The 16,982-nt window shown below is 74.1% G+C and carries 16 protein-coding genes; 7 read left to right on the top strand and 9 right to left on the bottom strand.

Going from position 1 to position 16,982, the window contains the following annotated elements:
- Positions 1–86 precede the first annotated feature (86 nt).
- Together CITRIK5_RS04510 and CITRIK5_RS04505 are read left to right on the top strand one after the other, a co-directional pair.
- Positions 87–800, top strand: coding sequence for a TetR/AcrR family transcriptional regulator (locus CITRIK5_RS04510; RefSeq protein WP_036383382.1), 714 nt, complete (start codon positions 87–89; stop codon positions 798–800).
- A complete protein-coding gene (locus tag CITRIK5_RS04505) occupies positions 797–2,920 on the top strand; it encodes an acyl-CoA dehydrogenase (protein WP_134416990.1) in 2,124 nt (707 codons plus the stop codon). The genes CITRIK5_RS04510 and CITRIK5_RS04505 overlap by 4 nt, the downstream gene beginning before the upstream one ends.
- Positions 2,921–2,999: 79 nt before the next feature.
- Here the strand turns inward: CITRIK5_RS04505 and glgA are convergent, their stop codons facing one another.
- Positions 3,000–4,196: a glycogen synthase gene (glgA, locus tag CITRIK5_RS04500; protein WP_002855046.1), complete on the bottom strand. Its 1,197-nt coding sequence runs from the start codon at positions 4,194–4,196 to the stop codon at positions 3,000–3,002.
- A gap of 113 nt (positions 4,197–4,309) precedes the next feature.
- Between glgA and glgC the strand changes: the two genes are divergently transcribed.
- Both glgC and pepN read left to right on the top strand, forming a co-directional pair.
- Entirely contained in the window at positions 4,310–5,554 is a 1,245-nt protein-coding gene (gene glgC, locus CITRIK5_RS04495; RefSeq protein WP_061867262.1) for a glucose-1-phosphate adenylyltransferase, read from the top strand.
- Positions 5,555–5,657: 103 nt separating this feature from the next.
- The gene (gene pepN, locus CITRIK5_RS04490) at positions 5,658–8,306 is read left to right on the top strand and encodes an aminopeptidase N (protein ID WP_159833151.1); all 2,649 of its coding nucleotides are present in this window, start codon (positions 5,658–5,660) and stop codon (positions 8,304–8,306) included.
- Positions 8,307–8,385: 79 nt separating this feature from the next.
- Here pepN and CITRIK5_RS04485 read toward each other — a convergent pair whose 3' ends face one another.
- From CITRIK5_RS04485 to CITRIK5_RS04460, 6 genes are all read right to left on the bottom strand, one after another.
- Positions 8,386–9,030, bottom strand: coding sequence for a hypothetical protein (locus tag CITRIK5_RS04485; RefSeq protein ID WP_233437075.1), 645 nt, complete (start codon positions 9,028–9,030; stop codon positions 8,386–8,388).
- 373 nt (positions 9,031–9,403) lie between these two features.
- On the bottom strand, positions 9,404–10,462 hold the full coding sequence (locus CITRIK5_RS04480; RefSeq protein ID WP_159833149.1) for a biotin/lipoate A/B protein ligase family protein: 1,059 nt from the start codon (positions 10,460–10,462) through the stop codon (positions 9,404–9,406).
- A gap of 103 nt (positions 10,463–10,565) precedes the next feature.
- Positions 10,566–10,823: a type B 50S ribosomal protein L31 gene (locus CITRIK5_RS04475; RefSeq protein WP_036336843.1), complete on the bottom strand. Its 258-nt coding sequence runs from the start codon at positions 10,821–10,823 to the stop codon at positions 10,566–10,568.
- Between the two features lie 109 nt (positions 10,824–10,932).
- A complete protein-coding gene (locus CITRIK5_RS04470) occupies positions 10,933–11,775 on the bottom strand; it encodes an RNA methyltransferase (protein ID WP_159833147.1) in 843 nt (280 codons plus the stop codon).
- Positions 11,768–12,613 carry a sulfite exporter TauE/SafE family protein gene (locus tag CITRIK5_RS04465; RefSeq protein ID WP_036315227.1) on the bottom strand — a complete coding sequence of 282 codons (846 nt, stop codon included), beginning with the start codon at positions 12,611–12,613 and terminating at the stop codon, positions 11,768–11,770. Before CITRIK5_RS04465 ends, CITRIK5_RS04470 begins: the two co-directional genes overlap by 8 nt.
- Positions 12,610–13,434: an ABC transporter ATP-binding protein gene (locus tag CITRIK5_RS04460; RefSeq protein WP_052520061.1), complete on the bottom strand. Its 825-nt coding sequence runs from the start codon at positions 13,432–13,434 to the stop codon at positions 12,610–12,612. The genes CITRIK5_RS04465 and CITRIK5_RS04460 overlap by 4 nt, the downstream gene beginning before the upstream one ends.
- Positions 13,435–13,520: 86 nt before the next feature.
- On the opposite strand from CITRIK5_RS04460, the gene serB reads away from it, so the two are divergent.
- Positions 13,521–14,357 (top strand): phosphoserine phosphatase SerB, encoded by an 837-nt coding sequence (gene serB, locus CITRIK5_RS04455; RefSeq protein WP_159833145.1) that lies wholly within the window; start codon positions 13,521–13,523, stop codon positions 14,355–14,357.
- A 73-nt stretch (positions 14,358–14,430) separates the two neighbouring features.
- Here serB and CITRIK5_RS04450 read toward each other — a convergent pair whose 3' ends face one another.
- Together CITRIK5_RS04450 and CITRIK5_RS04445 are read right to left on the bottom strand one after the other, a co-directional pair.
- Entirely contained in the window at positions 14,431–15,189 is a 759-nt protein-coding gene (locus CITRIK5_RS04450) for an SDR family oxidoreductase (protein ID WP_159833143.1), read from the bottom strand.
- A 37-nt stretch (positions 15,190–15,226) separates the two neighbouring features.
- Entirely contained in the window at positions 15,227–15,973 is a 747-nt protein-coding gene (locus tag CITRIK5_RS04445; RefSeq protein WP_159833141.1) for a beta-ketoacyl-ACP reductase, read from the bottom strand.
- Between the two features lie 171 nt (positions 15,974–16,144).
- Here CITRIK5_RS04445 and CITRIK5_RS04440 point away from each other — a divergent pair, with 171 nt between their 5' ends.
- A complete protein-coding gene (locus CITRIK5_RS04440; protein ID WP_159833139.1) occupies positions 16,145–16,612 on the top strand; it encodes a DUF3099 domain-containing protein in 468 nt (155 codons plus the stop codon).
- The gene (locus CITRIK5_RS04435) at positions 16,609–16,980 is read left to right on the top strand and encodes a hypothetical protein (protein ID WP_036336831.1); all 372 of its coding nucleotides are present in this window, start codon (positions 16,609–16,611) and stop codon (positions 16,978–16,980) included. Before CITRIK5_RS04440 ends, CITRIK5_RS04435 begins: the two co-directional genes overlap by 4 nt.
- The last annotated feature ends 2 nt before the right edge of the window (positions 16,981–16,982 follow it).

Below are 16,982 nucleotides of genomic sequence, written 5' to 3'. Positions count from 1 at the left end.
CGCGGCGGGGGCGTTTCCACCCCGGACGATACGGACATCGGCGGGGTGGGTGACTGTGACCCACAGTACCTGATACGCTCGGTTTCGTGAACCCCGTTACGTCCACCGCCCGGGACGGTCGCAGCGTCCGCTGGGACCGGCACCGCGCCGAGCGCCGTCTGGAACTGGTCCGGGCCGCCCGGTCGGCCGTGCACGCCCTGGGCGCACACGCCTCGATGGAGGAGATCGCGTCCCACGCGGGCACCTCCAAGACCGTCTACTACCGCTATTTCGGCGACCGCGAGGGCCTGCGCCTGGCGGTGTCCGAGCGGGTCACCGCCCACATGGAGCGCCGCCTGCTCGAGGTCGCGGACGAACCGGTCTCCGAACCCGAGGCGCTGCGTCGCATGGTCGAGGTGTACCTCACGGTCGCGGCGACGTCGCCCGAGGTGTACGCGTTCGCCGTCGCCCCGCCCCCCGCCGCGGCCGAGGCCCCTGTGCTGGGCCCGTTCCTCGAGCGCGTCTACGCCGTGCTCGAGTCGGGCCTGGCGCGCGGGATGGCCGCGCGGGGCCACGCCCCGGCGCCGGCGGACCCGCTCGCCCTGTGGCCGCGCGCCGCCGTCGGCCTCGTCCGGGCCGCCGCCGAGACCTGGCTGCGGACCCCGGCCGCCGGTCGCATCCCGGTCGAGGCGATGGCCCGCGCCATCGCCGACTGGCTGCTCACCGGCCTCATCGGCGCCGCGCCCGGCGCCTCCCTCGAACCCGCGGCGGCGGACGCCGACCGCGCCCGCCCCCACTCACGAACAGGAGCATCGTCATGACCGTCCACGAGAAGCTCGCCCCCCAGTCCTCGACGCCCAGCACCGAGGTTCCCTCCGACGTCGCCGAGATCGCGCCCGAGCGGCCGACGCCCGGCTCCCTCGACGCCGCGGCCCTCGAGGAGGCCCTCCTCGGCCGTTGGGCCGCGGAGCGCCGCGAATCCCGCGAACTCGCCAAGGACCCCGCCCTGTGGCGCGACCCGCTGCTCGGCATGGACGAGCACCGCGCCCGCGTCCTGCGGCAGCTGGGCGTCCTCGTGGAGCGCAACGCGGTCCACCGCGCCTTCCCGCGCGAGTTCGGCGGCGAGGACAACCACGGCGGCAACCTCGCCGCCTTCGGTGACCTCGTGCTCGCCGACCCCTCCCTGCAGATCAAGGCCGGTGTGCAGTGGGGCCTGTTCAGCTCGGCGATCCTGCACCTGGGCACCGCGGAGCACCACCGTCGGTGGCTGCCGGGCGCGATGGACCTGAGCGTCCCGGGCGCCTTCGCCATGACCGAGATCGGGCACGGCTCGGACGTCGCCTCGATCGCCACGACCGCCACGTACGACGAGGCGACCCAGGAGTTCGTCATCCACACCCCGTTCAAGGGCGCCTGGAAGGACTACCTCGGCAACGCCGCGCTGCACGGCAGGGCGGCCACGGTCTTCGCGCAGCTGATCACCCGGGGCGTCAACCACGGCGTGCACTGCTTCTACGTCCCCATCCGGGACGAGGAGGGTGCCTTCCTGCCCGGCGTGGGTGGCGAGGACGACGGCCTCAAGGGCGGACTGAACGGCATCGACAACGGCCGTCTGCACTTCACCCAGGTCCGCATCCCGCGCACCAACCTCCTCAACCGCTACGGCGACGTGGCCGAGGACGGTACCTACTCCTCGCCCATCGCCTCCCCCGGGCGTCGCTTCTTCACGATGCTCGGCACGCTCGTCCAGGGCCGCGTCTCCCTGTCCCTCGCCGCCACCACGGCCTCCTTCCTCGGCCTGCACGGTGCGCTGGCCTACGCGGAGCAGCGCCGCCAGTTCAACGCCTCCGACCCGCAGCGGGAGGAGGTGCTGCTGGACTACCAGAACCACCAGCGCCGCCTCATCGACCGCCTGGCCCGCGCCTACGCGGACGCCTTCGCCTCGAACGAGCTCGTCGAGAAGTTCGACGACGTCTTCTCCGGCCGCTCCGACACGGACGTGGACCGGCAGGAGCTCGAGACGCTCGCCGCGGCCGTCAAGCCGCTGACCACGTGGCACGCCCTGGACACCCTGCAGGAGGCCCGCGAGGCGTGCGGCGGCGCCGGATTCCTCGCCGAGAACCGGGTGGCCCAGATGCGTGCCGACCTGGACGTGTACGTCACGTTCGAGGGCGACAACACGGTGCTCCTGCAGCTGGTGGGCAAGCGTCTGCTGACCGACTACTCGAAGGAGTTCGGACGTCTCAGTGTGGGCGCCGTCTCCCGCTACGTGGTCCATCAGGCCTCGGACGCCCTCCACCGTGCGGGCCTGCACAAGGCCGTCCAGTCCGTGGCCGACGGCGGGTCCGAGCGCCGCTCCGCGAACTGGTTCAAGGACCCCGCCGTGCAGCATGAGCTGCTCACCGAGCGCGTCCGCGCCAAGACCGCCGACGTCGCCGGCACCCTCTCGGGGGCCCGGGGCAAGGGCCAGGCGGCGCAGGCGGAGGCGTTCAACACGCGCCAGCACGAGCTCATCGAGGCCGCCCGCAACCACGGCGAGCTGCTGCAGTGGGAGGCCTTCACCCGCGCCCTGGAGGGCATCACGGATGAGACCACGAAGACCGTCCTGACGTGGTTGCGCGACCTCTTCGCGCTGCGCCTCATCGAGGACGACCTCGGCTGGTTCGTGGCCCACGGCCGCGTCTCGAGCCAGCGCGCCCGGGCCCTGCGCGGCTACGTCAACCGGCTGGCCGAGCGGCTGCGCCCCTTCGCCCTCGAGCTCGTCGAGGCGTTCGGCCTCGAGCCCGAGCACCTGCGCATGGCGGTGGCCACGGACGCCGAGACCCAGCGCCAGGAGGAGGCCCACGCCTGGTTCACGGCCCGCCGGGCCGCCGGCGAGGAGCCGGAGGACGAGAAGGCCGTGCGCGCCCGCGAGAAGGCGGCGCGGGGTCGCCGCGGCTGACCGCGTCCGTCCCCGGACGCACCGGGCCCCCGTCACCTCGCGGTGGCGGGGGCCCGTCTGCGTGGTCGGCCGGGCGGGCTCAGCGCAGCACGGCCTCGTAGACCTCGATCGTGCGCTCCGCGATGGTCTCCCACGAGAAGTGCTCGATCGCGCGGGCCCGGCCGGCCTCACCCATCGCGCGGGCGCGCTCCGGGTCCTCCACGACGCGGGTGAGCGCGGCCGCGAAGTCGGCGGCGAACCCCTCCTCGTCCACGGGCGCCCCCGTGCCGTCGTCGACCTGCTCGAAGGGGACGAGCAGGCCGGTCTCGCCGTCCTGCACGACCTCCGGGATGCCGCCCACGGCGGAGGCGACGACGGCGGTGCCGCACGCCATCGCCTCGAGGTTGACGATGCCCAGCGGCTCGTAGACCGAGGGGCAGGCGAACACGGTGGCGGCCGTGAGGATCTCCATCACCTCGTGGCGCGGGATCATCCCCTCGATCACGACGACGCCCTGGCGGGTGCGCCGCAGCTCGGCGATCAACCCGTTCACCTCGTGCGCCAGCTCCGCGGTGTCCGGGGCGCCCACGCACAGCACGAGCTGGACGTCCTCCGGCAGCCGCAGGGCCGCACGGAGCAGGTGGGGCACGCCCTTCTGGCGCGTGATGCGGCCGACGAACGCGACGGAGGGCTTGTCCGGGTCGATTCCGTACTTCTCCAGTGCGGCGGTGCCGGTCTGCGGGGTCCAGACCTGTGTGTCGATGCCGTTGTGGACCGTGTGCACCTTTGCCGGGTCCACGTCCGGGTAGCAGGCCAGGATGTCCCGACGCATGCCGTCCGAGACCGCGATGACCGCGTCCGCCCCGAGGTAGGCCGTGCGCTCGGCCCAGCTGGACAGGGCGTAGCCGCCGCCGAGCTGCTCCGCCTTCCAGGGGCGCAGCGGCTCGAGGGAGTGCGCGGAGAGGACGTGGGGGGCCTCGTGCAGGAGCTTGCCGAGGTGGCCGGCCAGGTTGGCGTACCAGGTGTGGGAGTGGATGACGTCGGCGCCCTCGAGGTCCCCGAGGATCGTGAGGTCGGTGGCCAGGGTCTGCACGGCCCCGTTGGCGGCGTCGAACCCGGGCGGGTTCGGGTACGTCAGGACGCGGGCCCCGTGGTAGTCCGGGTCGCGCGGCTCGCCGAAGGCATGGACGCGGACGTCGACGCGGGAGGCGAGGACGCGGGTCAGCTCGGCGACGTGGACGCCGGCACCGCCGTAGATGGACGGGGGGAACTCTTTGCTCACGATGTCGATGCGCACGCCCCCAACCTAGTTCAGCCCGGCGGGGGTCGATAGTCTGGCGGCACGGATGCCCCGCACGCCCAGAGCACGCGTGCGGGTCGCGACGACCCGGCTCATGAGGAGTGACGCAGATGGTGCAGAAGAAGGTCCTCTCGGTCGTGCTGGCGGGCGGTGAGGGCAAGCGTCTGATGCCGCTGACGGCCGACCGTGCCAAGCCGGCCGTCCCGTTCGGCGGCACGTACCGCCTCATCGACTTCGCGCTGTCCAACCTGGTCAACAGCCGGTACCGCGAGATCGTCGTGCTGACGCAGTACAAGTCGCACTCGCTGGACCGCCACATCTCCGAGACGTGGCGGATGTCCACGCTGCTGAACAACTACGTGGCCTCCGTGCCGGCGCAGCAGCGCCGGGGCAAGGACTGGTTCACGGGCAGCGCGAACGCCATCTACCAGTCCATGAACCTGATCCACGACGCACGGCCGGACATCGTCGTCGTCATCGGCGCGGACCACGTCTACCACATGGACTTCCAGCAGATGGTGGACCAGCACATCGCCTCGGGCGCCAAGGCGACCGTGGCCGCGGTGCGCCAGCCCCTCGAGCTGGCCTCCTCGTTCGGGGTGATCGAGACGGACCCGCAGGACAGGACGCGGATCTCGGCGTTCGTGGAGAAGCCGAAGACGACCCCCGGCCTGCCGGACGACCCCACGCAGTTCCTGGCCTCGATGGGCAACTACGTGTTCGACACGGACGCCCTCGTGGCGGCGCTGAACCAGGACGAGGAGAACCCCGAGTCGAACAACGACATGGGCGGGGACATCATCCCGCTGTTCGTGGAGCGCGGCGAGGCCGGGGTGTACGACTTCACCTCCAACGAGGTGCCCGGCGGCACGGCCGGCAAGCACTACTGGCGGGACGTCGGCACCCTGGACTCCTACTACGACGCGCACATGGACCTGGTGCAGCCGTGGCCGGAGTTCAACCTCTACAACCGCGAGTGGCCGCTCTACACCCGCCAGTCCGTCTCCCCGCCCGCCAAGCTCGTGCGCTCGTCCACCCGCCGCCCCGGCTCGGCGAACGACTCGATCCTCTCCCAGGGCGTGGTCATCTCCGGCGGCACCGTGGCCCAGTCCGTGCTCTCCACGGACGTGCGCGTGCACAACGAGGCGTGGGTGGAGCAGTCGGTGCTGCTGGACTCCGTCGTGATCGGCGAGGGGGCCCACGTGCGCAACGCGATCCTGGACAAGAACGTGGTCGTGCCCCCGGGCGCGCGCATCGGCTTCGACCGGGCGGAGGACGAGGCGAACGGCTACACCGTGACAGAATCCGGCCTGACGGTGCTCTCCAAGGGCCAGCCCGTCCCGAAGCCGCACTGACGCGGCCCCGGGCCGCCGGTCCCGGACCACCGCCGACGCGCGGGCACGCCCCGGTGTGTCCGCGCGTCGCCGTCCCCGCTGGATCCCCGACCGGAGGCTCGCCTTGACCGACACCACCCCCGACCTCGACGCCACCAACGTCACCCGCGCTGAGGCCGCGGAACGCTCCCGCCTGCTCACGGTGCAGGACTACGCCGTGGACGTGGACCTCTCCGACGCCCGGGACGCCGCGACCGACACCTATCCGGTCCGCACCGTGATCCGCTTCGCGTGCGCCGAGCCGGGCGCGCAGACCCACCTGGACTGGATCCACGGGGGCGTGGAGTCGGTGACCCTCAACGGCACGGCGCTGGACGTGGCCGAGGTCGTGGGCGGGGCCCGGGTGCTGCTGCCCGATCTGGCGGCGCAGAACGTGGTCGAGCTGGTCGGCCGGTCCGTGTACTCCCGGTCGGGCGAGGGCCTGCACCGCTTCACGGACCCCGCCGACGGCGAGGTCTACCTCTACACCCAGTACGAGCCCGCCGACGCGCGCCGCGTGTTCCCGGACTTCGAGCAGCCGGACCTCAAGGCCGCCTTCACCTTCTCCCTCACCGGACCCGAGGACTGGGTGCTGGCCTCGAACCGGCCCGAGGTGTCCCGGACGCGGGCCGGGGACGGCGTCGTCCGGGCGGAGTTCGCCCCGACGCTCCCCCAGTCCACCTACATCACGACGCTGCTCGCCGGCCCCTATGCGCAGTGGGAGGACGCCTGGGACGGTCACCCGGCCAGCGGTGCGCAGGCCGTGCCGCTGCGGCTGTTCACCCGGCGCACGATGGCCGACGCGTTCGACCCCGAGGCCGTGTTCGACGTGACGAAGCGGGGGCTGACGTTCTTCCACGACCTCTTCGGCGTCGCGTACCCGTGGGGCAAGTACGACCAGGCGTTCGTGCCCGAGTACAACCTCGGCGCCATGGAGAACCCGGGCCTCGTGACCTTCACCGAGGACTTCGTGTTCACCTCGCGGGCCACCGCGGTCCAGTACGAGGGCCGGGCCAACGTGATCCTGCACGAGATGGCGCACATGTGGTTCGGCGACCTCGTGACGATGCACTGGTGGGACGACCTGTGGCTCAAGGAGTCGTTCGCGGACTACATGGGCGCCCTCGGCGTGGACGAGGCCACCGACTTCCGGACCGCGTGGGTGACCTTCGCGTCCCGCCGCAAGGCCTGGGCGTACGTGCAGGACCAGATGCCGACGACGCACCCCATCGTCGCGGACATCGTCGACCTCGAGGCCGCCCGTCAGAACTTCGACGGCATCACCTACGCCAAGGGCGCCTCCGTGCTCAAGCAGCTGGCCGCCTACGTGGGCCGGGACGCGTTCCTCGACGCCGCGCACCGCTACTTCGCCGCCCACGCGTGGGGCAACGCCTCCCTCGCCGACTTCATGGCCGCGCTCGAGGCCGCCTCGGGGCGGGACATGCGCGCGTGGGCGGACGCGTGGCTGCACACCTCCGGCGTGCCCCGGCTGCGGGTCGACGTCGACGGCGACGCCCCGGTGCTGCGCCAGGAGGGCACGGACCCGGTCACGGGCGGGCCGATCCTCCGCCCGCACGTGCTGAAGGTCGGCCTCTTCACGCCCGGGCAGGACGGCGTCCTGCGCCGCACCGCCCAGGTCACCGCCGACGTGCCGGGCGGGGCGGAGGGCGCGGCCGTGCCCCTGCCGGACCTCGAGGTCCCCGGGGGCGTCCGCCTCGTGCTGCCCAACGACGAGGACCTCACCTACGCCGCCGTCGCGCTCGACGCGGGCTCGCTGCGCGCGGCCCTGACGCACCCCATCGCGGACCCGCTCGCGGAGGCCACCGTGTGGGCCGCCCTGTGGTCGATGACCCGCGACGGCGAGCTGCCGGTCGCCCGGTTCCTGGACGCGGTGGCGACGCTGTCCGCGCGGATCGCGACCGTGGGCGTGCACGCGCAGGTGCTGACGCAGGCCGCCGCGGCCGTGGGCCAGTACGCCCGCGCCGAGGACCGGGACGCGCTGCGGGCCCGGCTGGGCGAGGTCCTGGCCGAGCAGACCCGCACGCTCGAGGCCGGCTCCGACCGCCAGCGCACCGCGGCCCGCACGTGGGCGACGCTGGCGCGCGCCGACGTCGGGATGGCCGCGGCCCTCGAGGCCGCCCTGCTCGGCGAGGACGCGGCGACGTCGGCGCCGGGCCTGGCGATCGACGCGGAGCTGCGCTGGCTCGTGCTCCAGGCCCTCGCCGCGACCGGCCGGGCCGGCCAGGACCGCCTGGACGCGGAGCTCGAGGCCGGCCGCACCGCCCAGACGGTCACGTGGCACCGCCTCGCCGCGGCCGCCCGCCCCGAGGCCGAGGTCAAGGCCGCGGCGTGGGAGGCGGTCATGTCCGGCCGCACGGCCACCGGCACGGAGCTGTCCAACGACCTGCTCTCGGCCACGGCGGCCGGCTTCGCGGCGGGCGAGGTCGAGCTCCTCGCCCCCTACGAGTCCGGCTTCTGGCCGCGCCTGACCTCGGTGTGGGCCTCGCGGTCCAACGGGCTGGCCTCGCGCGCGATCGGCGGGCTGTTCCCGGGCCGCCAGGATGCGGTGGCCGGCGGCGTCGACGCGCAGGAGTCGCACCCGACGCTGGCCGCGGCCCAGCGCTGGCTGGACGAGCACCGCGACGCCCCGGGGGCCCTGCGGCGCCTGGTCGTGGAGCACACGGACGCCCTGCGGCGGTCCCTGCGCGTGCAGGCGGTGCAGCCGGCGGGCTGAGCGGTAAGCCCTCCCGCGCAGAGTGTTCACGACACGCCGCCTCCCCTCGGGCGAGGCGGCGTGTCGTGACCATTCCAGCTCAGGGCGCGGCGACGCGGAGCACGCGTTCCCGGCCCACCCGGCGCAGGCCCACGGCGTCGGCGGCGCGCTGGGCGTCCCGGTCGCGCATCCCCACCCGCTCGACGACGACGGGCCGCGTCTCCAGCACGGCCGTCAGTTCGGCGTGGCGCGCCACGTGCGCGGCCCCGCCGTCCGGGTCGAGGGACAGCGCCTGCCGGTCGGCCGCGTGGAGCCAGGCCGCCGACACGTCCTCCACCGGGCGGCGCAGGTGCGCGCCGAGGGAGGCGTCGTCGAGCAGGTCGGAGACGTCGGCGTCCGCGAGGCGGGCCACGAGTGCGGGTGGCCCGGCGACCACCGCGGTCGTGTGCAGCAGGACCACGTGCAGCAGCTCCGGGTCGGCGTCCGCGGCGGGCGCGAGCACGACGCCCGGGTCCTCCCACGCCGTCGGCGCGACGCCGAGTCCCGCGGCCAGCCCGGTCCGCAGCGCGGCGGTCGCGTCGGCGCCCAGCACGTCGGCCGGCGCGACCGTGCCGAGGGCCAGCGGGTGGACGCCGAGCAGCCGGTTCAGGGCGCGGGCCTCGCGGTGCGCCCGGTCCACGAGGGCGGCCAGCTCGGGCGAGGTCTCCCCCACGAGCGGCAGCTCGCGCAACGTTGCGGCCCCCACCGGCACCCCGGCCTCGGCCGCGACCGCTGCCAGCGCGTCCCAGTGTCGCGTCTCCTCCTGGGCAGGCGTGCGGCCGCCGCCCGGCTCGTCCAGCCGCGGTCCGTGAGCAGAGGCACGCGGCGGCCGGAGGCCAGCTCCAGCTCGAGGGCGCAGTGGACGTCCACGGTCGACCGTGGGCGCCCCGGGGCGTCGGAGCGGGCGATCAGGCGGACGGGGGCGTCGTCGTCGGGGGTCATGGTCCGATCCTGACAGAGCCGCCCCGCCACACCTCGACGCGTCGGGGGCGGTTTCGGGCGGTACTCACGTCGAATACCACCGCAAACCGCCCCCGGACGGAAGCGTGCCGGACGGTGCCGGGACGCCGTCAGGCGGCTCAGGGCACCCGCGCGGTCCACTCGGGGGTCGTGAACTTGGTGCGGGCCAGCTGCTCGGCCTCCTCACGGGTGGCCTCGTCCAGCTCGACGCGGCGGGCGCCGTAGCGCTCCTCGAAGGTGGTCATCATGGTCTCCCAGATCTCGGCGCGGGAGACGCCGGTCTGGCGCCGGAGCGGGTCCACGCGCTTCTTCGCCGAGGTCACGCCCTTGCCGCGCAGCTTCTCCCGGCCGATGCGCAGCACCTCGAGCATCTTGTCCGCGTCGATGTCGTAGCTCATCGTCACGTGGTGCAGGAGCCCGGCCGTGCCCACCCGCTTCTGCGCGGCGCCGCCGATCTTCCCCTGGTCCGTGGCGATGTCGTTGAGCGGTTGGTAGAACGCGTGCACGCCGAGTCGGGAAAGCGCGTCCATGGTCCACTCGTCCAGGAACGGGTAGGTCTCCGCCGTCTCCAGCCCGTCGACCAGCGACGACGGCACGTGCATCGAGTACGTGACGCAGTTGTCCGCCTCCATGAACATCGCGCCGCCGCCGGAGATCCGCCGCACCACGTTGATGCCGTGCCGCCGCGCCCCCTCGGGGTCCACCTCGTTGGCGAGCGACTGGAAGGCGCCGATCACCACGGCCGGCTCGTTCCACTGCCACAGGCGCATGGTCGGCTTGCGACGTCCCTCGGCCACCTGCCGGGTGAGCACCTCGTCCAGGGCCACGGTCAGCGCGATCGGCATCGGCTCCGGCCCGATGACCTCCCACTCGTGGTCCCCCCACGTGGTCGCCTTGCCGAGGGCCCGACGCACGGCCGAGGCGACCGCGAAGGCGTCCACGCCGAACAGCTCGGCCTCGGAGCGCAGCCCCCGCTCGACGGCCTCCCGGATGACCCGGTGCTCGGCGTCCGCGGACAGCCCGGTGACCGCCGCGTTGAGGTCCTCGAGCGCCTCGTCCGGCTCGAGGAAGAAGTCGCCGTTGATGCTGGCGGTCGCGATCCGGCCGTCCGCGAGGGTCAGGTCCGCCGCGACCAGCTTGCCGCCGATCACCTTGTATTCACCGTGGAGAGTCGTCATGCCCGTCAGCCTACGGGCGACGCGACGGGCCCCGCACCGCCCGGATCGCTCCGGGGGCGCGGGGCCCGTCGTCGTGGTGGGCGCGCGGCTCAGGCCGCCGCGGTCACTTCTTGCCGCCGAAGCCCTTGAAGCGGGCGTTGAAGCGCTCGACGCGGCCGGCGGTGTCCATGATGCGCTGCTTGCCCGTGTAGAACGGGTGCGAGGCGGCCGAGATCTCGACGTCGATCACCGGGTAGGTGTTGCCATCGGTCCACTCCGCGGTCTTCTCGGAGTTCGCGGTGCTGCGGGTGAGGATCTTCTCACCGGAGGCGAGGTCGTTGAAGATGACGTAGCGGTAATCCGGGTGGATCTCAGACTTCATGGTGCATCCTTCGTTTCAGCCGCCTGATTGGGACCAGGGGCGCGAGAGGTGTGGTCAGGGGGTCCGCCGGACGGCGGGCCAGCCGCCCACTCTACCGCACCCGGGCCGGTCAGCGCGCGCGCAGCTCCCACAGCGCGACCGCCGCGGCCGCGGCCACGTTCAGCGAGTCGACGCCGGCGGGCATGGGGATGACGACGTCGGCGTCGGTCTGGGCGAGGGTGTCGGGCCGGACCCCCGGCCCCTCCTGGCCGAGGACGAGGGCCAGGCGCTCGGCGGTCCGCAGCGGCTCGATCTCCGGCGAGTCCAGGCCCACGGCGCGGTCCGTCACCTCGAGGGCGGCCACCGCGAACCCGGCCGCCCGCAGCGCGGGCAGCGACTCGGCGACCGGGCCGGGCAGGCGCGCCCACGGCAGGCGGAACACCGTGCCCATCGAGACGCGGATGGCGCGCCGGTACAGCGGGTCGGCGGCCTGCGGGGTGAGCAGCAGCGCGTCCCAGCCGAGGGCGACGGCGGAGCGCACCACGGCGCCCAGGTTCGTGTGGTCCACGAGGTCCTCGGCGATGAGCACGCGCCGGGCGCCCGCGAGGACGTCGGCGAGCGGCCGGGGTGCGGGGCGGTCCATCGCGGCCAGGGCGCCGCGGTGCAGGTGGAAGCCGGTGAGGGCCTCGAGCACATCGTCGGGTCCGGTGAAGACCGGGACGTCCGGATGGGCGGCGAGCACGTCCGCGAAGGAACCGCGGTAGCGGTCCCCCAGCAGGAAGGAGCGCGGGGTGTGTCCGGCGTCCAGCGCGCGGCGGACCACCTGGGAGGACTCGGCGAGGAAGACGCCGTGCTCCGCGTCGACGCGACGGCGCAGGGCCGCGTCCGTCATGGTCGTGTAGGGGGCCAGGCGGGGGTCGGCGAGGTCCTCGATCCGCTCCAGGCGCACCTCGCGGGTCCCGCCCTCACCCACCCGAGACCTGCCGCATCACCATGACCACCAGCCCGGCCAGGCCCACGATCACGATGGTGACGCGCAGCGCCGTCGGCGAGATGCGCCGGCCGATCCGCGCGCCCACGAGCCCGCCCACGAGCGAGGAGAGCGCGATCAACAGGACGGCCCGCCAGTCGATGCGGTCGAAGGCGAAGACCAGGTAGAACGCGGCGGCGGTGAGGTTGACCACCAGCGACAGCCACGTCTTCACCGCGTTGGCGTGCACGAGGGTGCCGCCCACCAGCAGCACGCCGAAGATCGCCATGAGCATGACGCCCTGGGCGGCCACGAAGTAGCCGCCGTAGATGCCGGTCAGGAACACGAGCGTCCACAGCGTCGGGGTCACGGGGCCCACCGGCACGGGAGAGTCCGCGCCGGGGGTCGGCCCCTGGTCCTCCGCCCGACGCCGGACCCACCGCTGGATGCGCGGCTGCAGCACGACGACCGTCAGGGCCACCACGAGCAGCACCGGCGCGACGTAGCCGAACACGGCCGGGGGCAGCGTGGTGAGCAGGGCGGCGCCGATGACCCCGCCGAGCAGGGACGCGACGGTCAGCTTCGGCAGGAGCGCCCGGGACTGGGCCAGCTCGCGGCGGTACCCGTACGTGCCGGAGAAGCCCGAGGCCACCAGGCCCATCGCGTTGGAGACCTGGGCCGTCACGGGCGGGAACCCGACCGCCACGAGCGTCGGGAAGGTGACGAGCGTGCCCGAGCCGATCACCGAGTTGATCGTGCCGGCCCAGAACCCCGCGAGCAGCACGAGCAGGACCTGCCACAGGTCCATGCCCAGCAGCTGCGCGGTCAGCAGCCCCGTCACCGGGCCACGGCGGTGTACCGACCGCCGGTGCGGGTCACCTTCAGGTCCGTGCCGAACGCCGCGGAGAGGTGCTCCTCGGTGAGCGTCGACTCGATGGGCCCGGCCGCCACGACGCCGCCGTCCCGCAGCAGCAGGGCATGCGTGAAGCCCGGGGGCACCTCCTCGAGGTGGTGCGTGACGAGGACCAGCGCGGGCGCGTCCTCGTCCGTGGCGAGCGCCGTCAGCTGGCGCACGAGGTCCTCCCGCCCGGCGAGGTCCAGGCCCGCGGCGGGCTCGTCCAGCAGGAGCAGCTCGGGATCGGTCATCAGGGCACGGGCGATGAGCACGCGCTTGCGCTCACCGTCGGAGAGGGTGCCGAACGCGCGGTGCGCGAGGCGGGAGAGCCCCCAGGTCGCCACGAGGCCGAGCGCGCGGGCGCGATCCTCCGTCTCGTACCGCTCGCGCCACGTGCCGGTGATCCCGTAGGCGGCGGTGACGACGGCGTCCTGCACGGTCTCGTTCGCGGGCACCTGGGCGGCGAGCTGGGCGGAGGACAGGCCGATGCGCGGGCGCAGCTCGAACACGTCGACGGCGCCGAGCACCTCGTCCAGCACGCCGACGTCGCCGGCGGTCGGGTGCAGGCGGGCCGCGGCCAGCTGAAGCAGCGTGGACTTGCCGGCGCCGTTCGGGCCCATCACGATCCACCGCTGCCCCGCGCGGACCGTCCAGTCCAGGGGGCCGAGGATGTCGGTGGTGCCGCGGCGCACGCGCACGCGGCGCATCTGCAGCACGGCGTCCTCATCCGGGAGGAACCAGTCGTCGGGAGGCGCGGGGGTGGTCATGGGGGCCAGCCTAGTCCGGCCGGCCGGCGCGTCGCCGATGCGACGCACGCCCGGCCGCGCCCGCACCCCCGCCTAGGATGCCGCGCATGAGCACCCTGCGCCGCCTCGTCGTCACCGCCGACCCCGCCCTCCTCGTCACGGACGCGCCCCCGGCCGGCGTGCCCGACGACGCCGAGCGGCTCACCGACGACGGCCTGCTGGGCTGGCGCTTCGCCGCGGACGAGTGGGCGGCGGCCCCGGAGCCGGGCTCCGGGTGGGACGTGCTCACGGTGCCGGCGACGGTCGCCGCCGCGCCGGCGCCCCTCGTGGTGACGGACGTGGACTCCACGCTGATCCGGCAGGAGGTCATCGAGCTGCTCGCCGCCCACGCCGGCCGCGAGGCCGAGGTCGCCGAGGTGACGGAGCGGGCGATGCGCGGTGAGCTCGACTTCGCCGCCTCGCTGCACGCGCGCGTCGAGGCGCTCGCGGGGCTGCCCGTGGGCGTCGTGGCGGACGTGGTGCGGGCCATCCGGCCCACCGACGGAGCCCTCGCGCTGATCGAGGCCATCACCGCGGCCGGCGGCCGGGTGTGCGCGGTCTCCGGCGGCTTCACCCAGGTGCTCGCCCCGCTGGCCGAGGCGTGGGGCGTGCACGCCTACTGCGCCAACGAGCTCGAGGTGCGGGACGGGCACCTGACGGGGAAGGTGCTCGGCGACGTCGTGGACCGCGCGGCGAAGGCCGCCATGCTGCGCGCCTGGGCCGAGGACGCGGGGCTCACCCCCGAGCAGGCCGTCGGCGTGGGCGACGGCGCCAACGACATCGATCTGCTCGAGGCGGCCGGCTGCGGCGTGGCGCTGTGCGCGAAGCCGATCCTCCGGGAGCACGCGGACGTCGTCGTCGACGTGCCCTCCTTCACCCCCCTGCGGTGGCTCCTCGGTCTCTGAGGCGTCCGCTCCCGGAGGTCACGAGGGCCGGATCCCACGGATCCGGCCCTCGTCGTCAGGGGTGTGGTGCGGTTCAGTCCTGCCCGAGGAAGTCCTCGGCGCCGCCCACGAGCTCGGTGTGGCCGACCTCGAGGTCCTCGCGGCCCACGAGGGAGGCGATCTCGGCGGCGAACTCCTCCACGGAGTAGAGCTTGCCGGCGGCCTCGCGGCGGGCCTCGATGGCACCGGGCTCGGCGCGGTCGAGCAGGGTGGCGGTGATGGTGCCCTCGATCATGTCGCCGGAGACCACCACGAAGCCCACGCCCTTCTCGGTGAACGCGGGGATGCGCTCGCGCAGGGCGTCCTCGCCGGCGCGCTTGGAGCGGGCCACGGGCTCGTAGGAGTCCATCGTGGCGACCTCGTCGATGAAGTGCGCCTGGTGGGAGGTCACGAACACGATCTGCCCGCCGGCACCCATGCGCTCGAGCGCGGCGTCGGCCAGCGCGGCCTGGGCGTCACGGTTGAGCTTCAGGGCGTAGTCCTCGCCGAACTGGGACTCCATGCCGCCCGAGGCGTTGAGCACGAGCACGTCGAGTGAGCCGAAGTGCTCCACGGCGGCGTCCAGCAGCGCGGCCCGATCCTCGGCGACGGTCACGTCGCCGCCCACGGCCACGGCGCGGCCGCCGGCGTCCTCGATCTTCTGCACCACCTTGTTCGCGCGCGGCGCCTTCTGGCGGTAGTTCACCACGACGCCCGCGCCGCGGGCGGCCAGCAGCTCGGCGGTGGCGGCTCCGATGCCGCGGGAGGAGCCGGTGACGACGACGCCGCGTCCGGCCAGGTCCTGCTCGGTCATGTTCTGTGCTTCCTGTCTGCTCAGCGGTCGGTGGTCGTCAGTGGCCCATGCCCAGGCCGCCGTCCACGGGGATCACGGCCCCGGAGATGTACGCGGCCTCGTCCGAGGCCAGCCAGCGCACGACGCCGGCCACCTCCTCCGGGGCGGCGAAGCGGCCGGCCGGGATGGACGTCTTGTACTGGGCCTTGAGCTCGTCGTCGAGGGACTGCGTCATCTCGGTGTCGATGTAGCCGGGGGCCACGACGTTCGCGGTCACGCCGCGCGCGCCGAGCTCGCGCGTGATCGAGCGGGCCATCCCGACGAGGCCGGACTTGGAGGCGGCGTAGTTGACCTGGCCGGGCGAGCCGAGCAGGCCCACCACGGAGGAGATCAGGACGATGCGGCCGCGCTTCAGGCGCATCATGCCCTTGGTGGCGCGCTGCACCACGCGGAAGGCGCCGGTGAGGTTCGTGTCGATCACCGAGGTGAAGTCGTCCTCGGACATGCGCAGCAGCAGCTGGTCGTGGGTGATCCCGGCGTTGGCCACGAGCACCTCGACCGGGCCGTGGGCCTCCTCGACCTCGCGGAAGGCCGCGTCCACGGAGGCCGCGTCCGTCACGTCGGCCCGGACCGCGAGGACCCCCTCCGGCCCCTCCCCCGAGCGGGAGGTGATGGCCACCCGGTCGCCGTTCGCGGCGAACGCCCGGGCGATGGCCAGGCCGATGCCGCGATTGCCCCCCGTGACGAGGACGCTGCGGCCGGCGGCCTGCGCGTCCGCTGCGGGCGTGGTGGTCTGATCGGCCATGGGAACACCTTCCGGACGGGACGGGACTAGACTGAAGCACCGGCGCGGCGCCGTCGACGCCGTCCTGCGGGGCGCCGCCGAGGGCGGGCGCGCCGGCATGTGAACCACCACTCTACGTCCGCGGCCGCGCGGGGGCCCTCCGCAGGGCGCGACGTGCCAGGAGGATGCGCCATGACCAGCTCCGCCGCCAGCTCCCGAGCCGGCCGTCCCGCCCGCGCCGGGCGCGGGACGACACCGGAGGTCCAGGGGGTCACCACCGCCGCCGCCGGCCGCAGCGCGGACCGGGAGGCGCGCATGAAGGTCTACCTGGTCCAGATGCTGCTCCGCACCGCCTGCTTCGTCGCCGCGCTCTTCACCCACGGCTGGTGGCAGCTCGGGTTCATCCTCGGCGCGGTCGTGCTGCCCTACGTCGCCGTCGTGCGCGTGAACAACACCGGCCCGCAGCAGGCCGGCACCCTGCGCGCCGTGCCCACCCAGGGACCGGCCCTGGCCCCCCGCCCCGACGACACGGCGGCGCCCGAGCCGGTCGTGCTCACCGGCGACCTCGTGGACGACCCGCGCGACCGTGCGCCCCGGGCGCTGGGCCGAGGGTCCTCGTCCGCCGGCAGTCCCGGCCTGCCCGGACGGGGCGGCGCGTGATCGGCGCGGTCCCGGGTGAGCCGGGCATGGACCTGCTGGGCGCCCTCGCGTCCGGCCGCCTTGACCCCGCCGCCGGTGCCTCCACTGCCCGATCCCCGCACGCCGCCGTGGACGGGCCCGAGCGGCCGGTCTGCTCGCGTCGTGGCTGCACCGCGGAGGCCGCCTGGGCCCTGGAGTGGAACAACCCGCGCGTCCACGCCCCGGACCGCGTGAAGACCTGGCTGGCCTGCACGGACCATCGGCCCTTCCTGGACGACTTCCTGAGCGCCCGCGGCTTCCTGCGGCGCTCCCGCCCGCTCGATCCGGCCGCCACGCAGGCGCCCGAGGTCGACACGCCCGAGACCCCGCAGGAGCCCCCGCGCCCATGAGC

It is taken from the genome of Micrococcus sp. 116, assembly GCF_902506395.1.
In the GTDB taxonomy this organism is placed as follows: Bacteria; Actinomycetota; Actinomycetes; order Actinomycetales; family Micrococcaceae; genus Micrococcus; species Micrococcus luteus.
The sequence above is the reverse complement of the archived record's forward strand: the minus strand, read 5'-3'. Positions and strand labels throughout refer to the sequence as shown.

What these genes read in the sequence shown, in the direction of transcription:
- CITRIK5_RS04445 (WP_159833141.1), bottom strand. Translation starts at nt 15,973, where the DNA reads ATGGCCGATCAGACCACCACGCCCGCAGCGGACGCGCAGGCCGCCGGC.
- CITRIK5_RS04460 (WP_052520061.1), bottom strand. Translation starts at nt 13,434, where the DNA reads ATGACCACCCCCGCGCCTCCCGACGACTGGTTCCTCCCGGATGAGGAC.
- CITRIK5_RS04480 (WP_159833149.1), bottom strand. Translation starts at nt 10,462, where the DNA reads ATGACGACTCTCCACGGTGAATACAAGGTGATCGGCGGCAAGCTGGTC.
- CITRIK5_RS04450 (WP_159833143.1), bottom strand. Translation starts at nt 15,189, where the DNA reads ATGACCGAGCAGGACCTGGCCGGACGCGGCGTCGTCGTCACCGGCTCC.
- serB (WP_159833145.1), top strand. Translation starts at nt 13,521, where the DNA reads ATGAGCACCCTGCGCCGCCTCGTCGTCACCGCCGACCCCGCCCTCCTC.
- CITRIK5_RS04440 (WP_159833139.1), top strand. Translation starts at nt 16,145, where the DNA reads ATGACCAGCTCCGCCGCCAGCTCCCGAGCCGGCCGTCCCGCCCGCGCC.
- glgC (WP_061867262.1), top strand. Translation starts at nt 4,310, where the DNA reads ATGGTGCAGAAGAAGGTCCTCTCGGTCGTGCTGGCGGGCGGTGAGGGC.
- CITRIK5_RS04505 (WP_134416990.1), top strand. Translation starts at nt 797, where the DNA reads ATGACCGTCCACGAGAAGCTCGCCCCCCAGTCCTCGACGCCCAGCACC.
- CITRIK5_RS04475 (WP_036336843.1), bottom strand. Translation starts at nt 10,823, where the DNA reads ATGAAGTCTGAGATCCACCCGGATTACCGCTACGTCATCTTCAACGAC.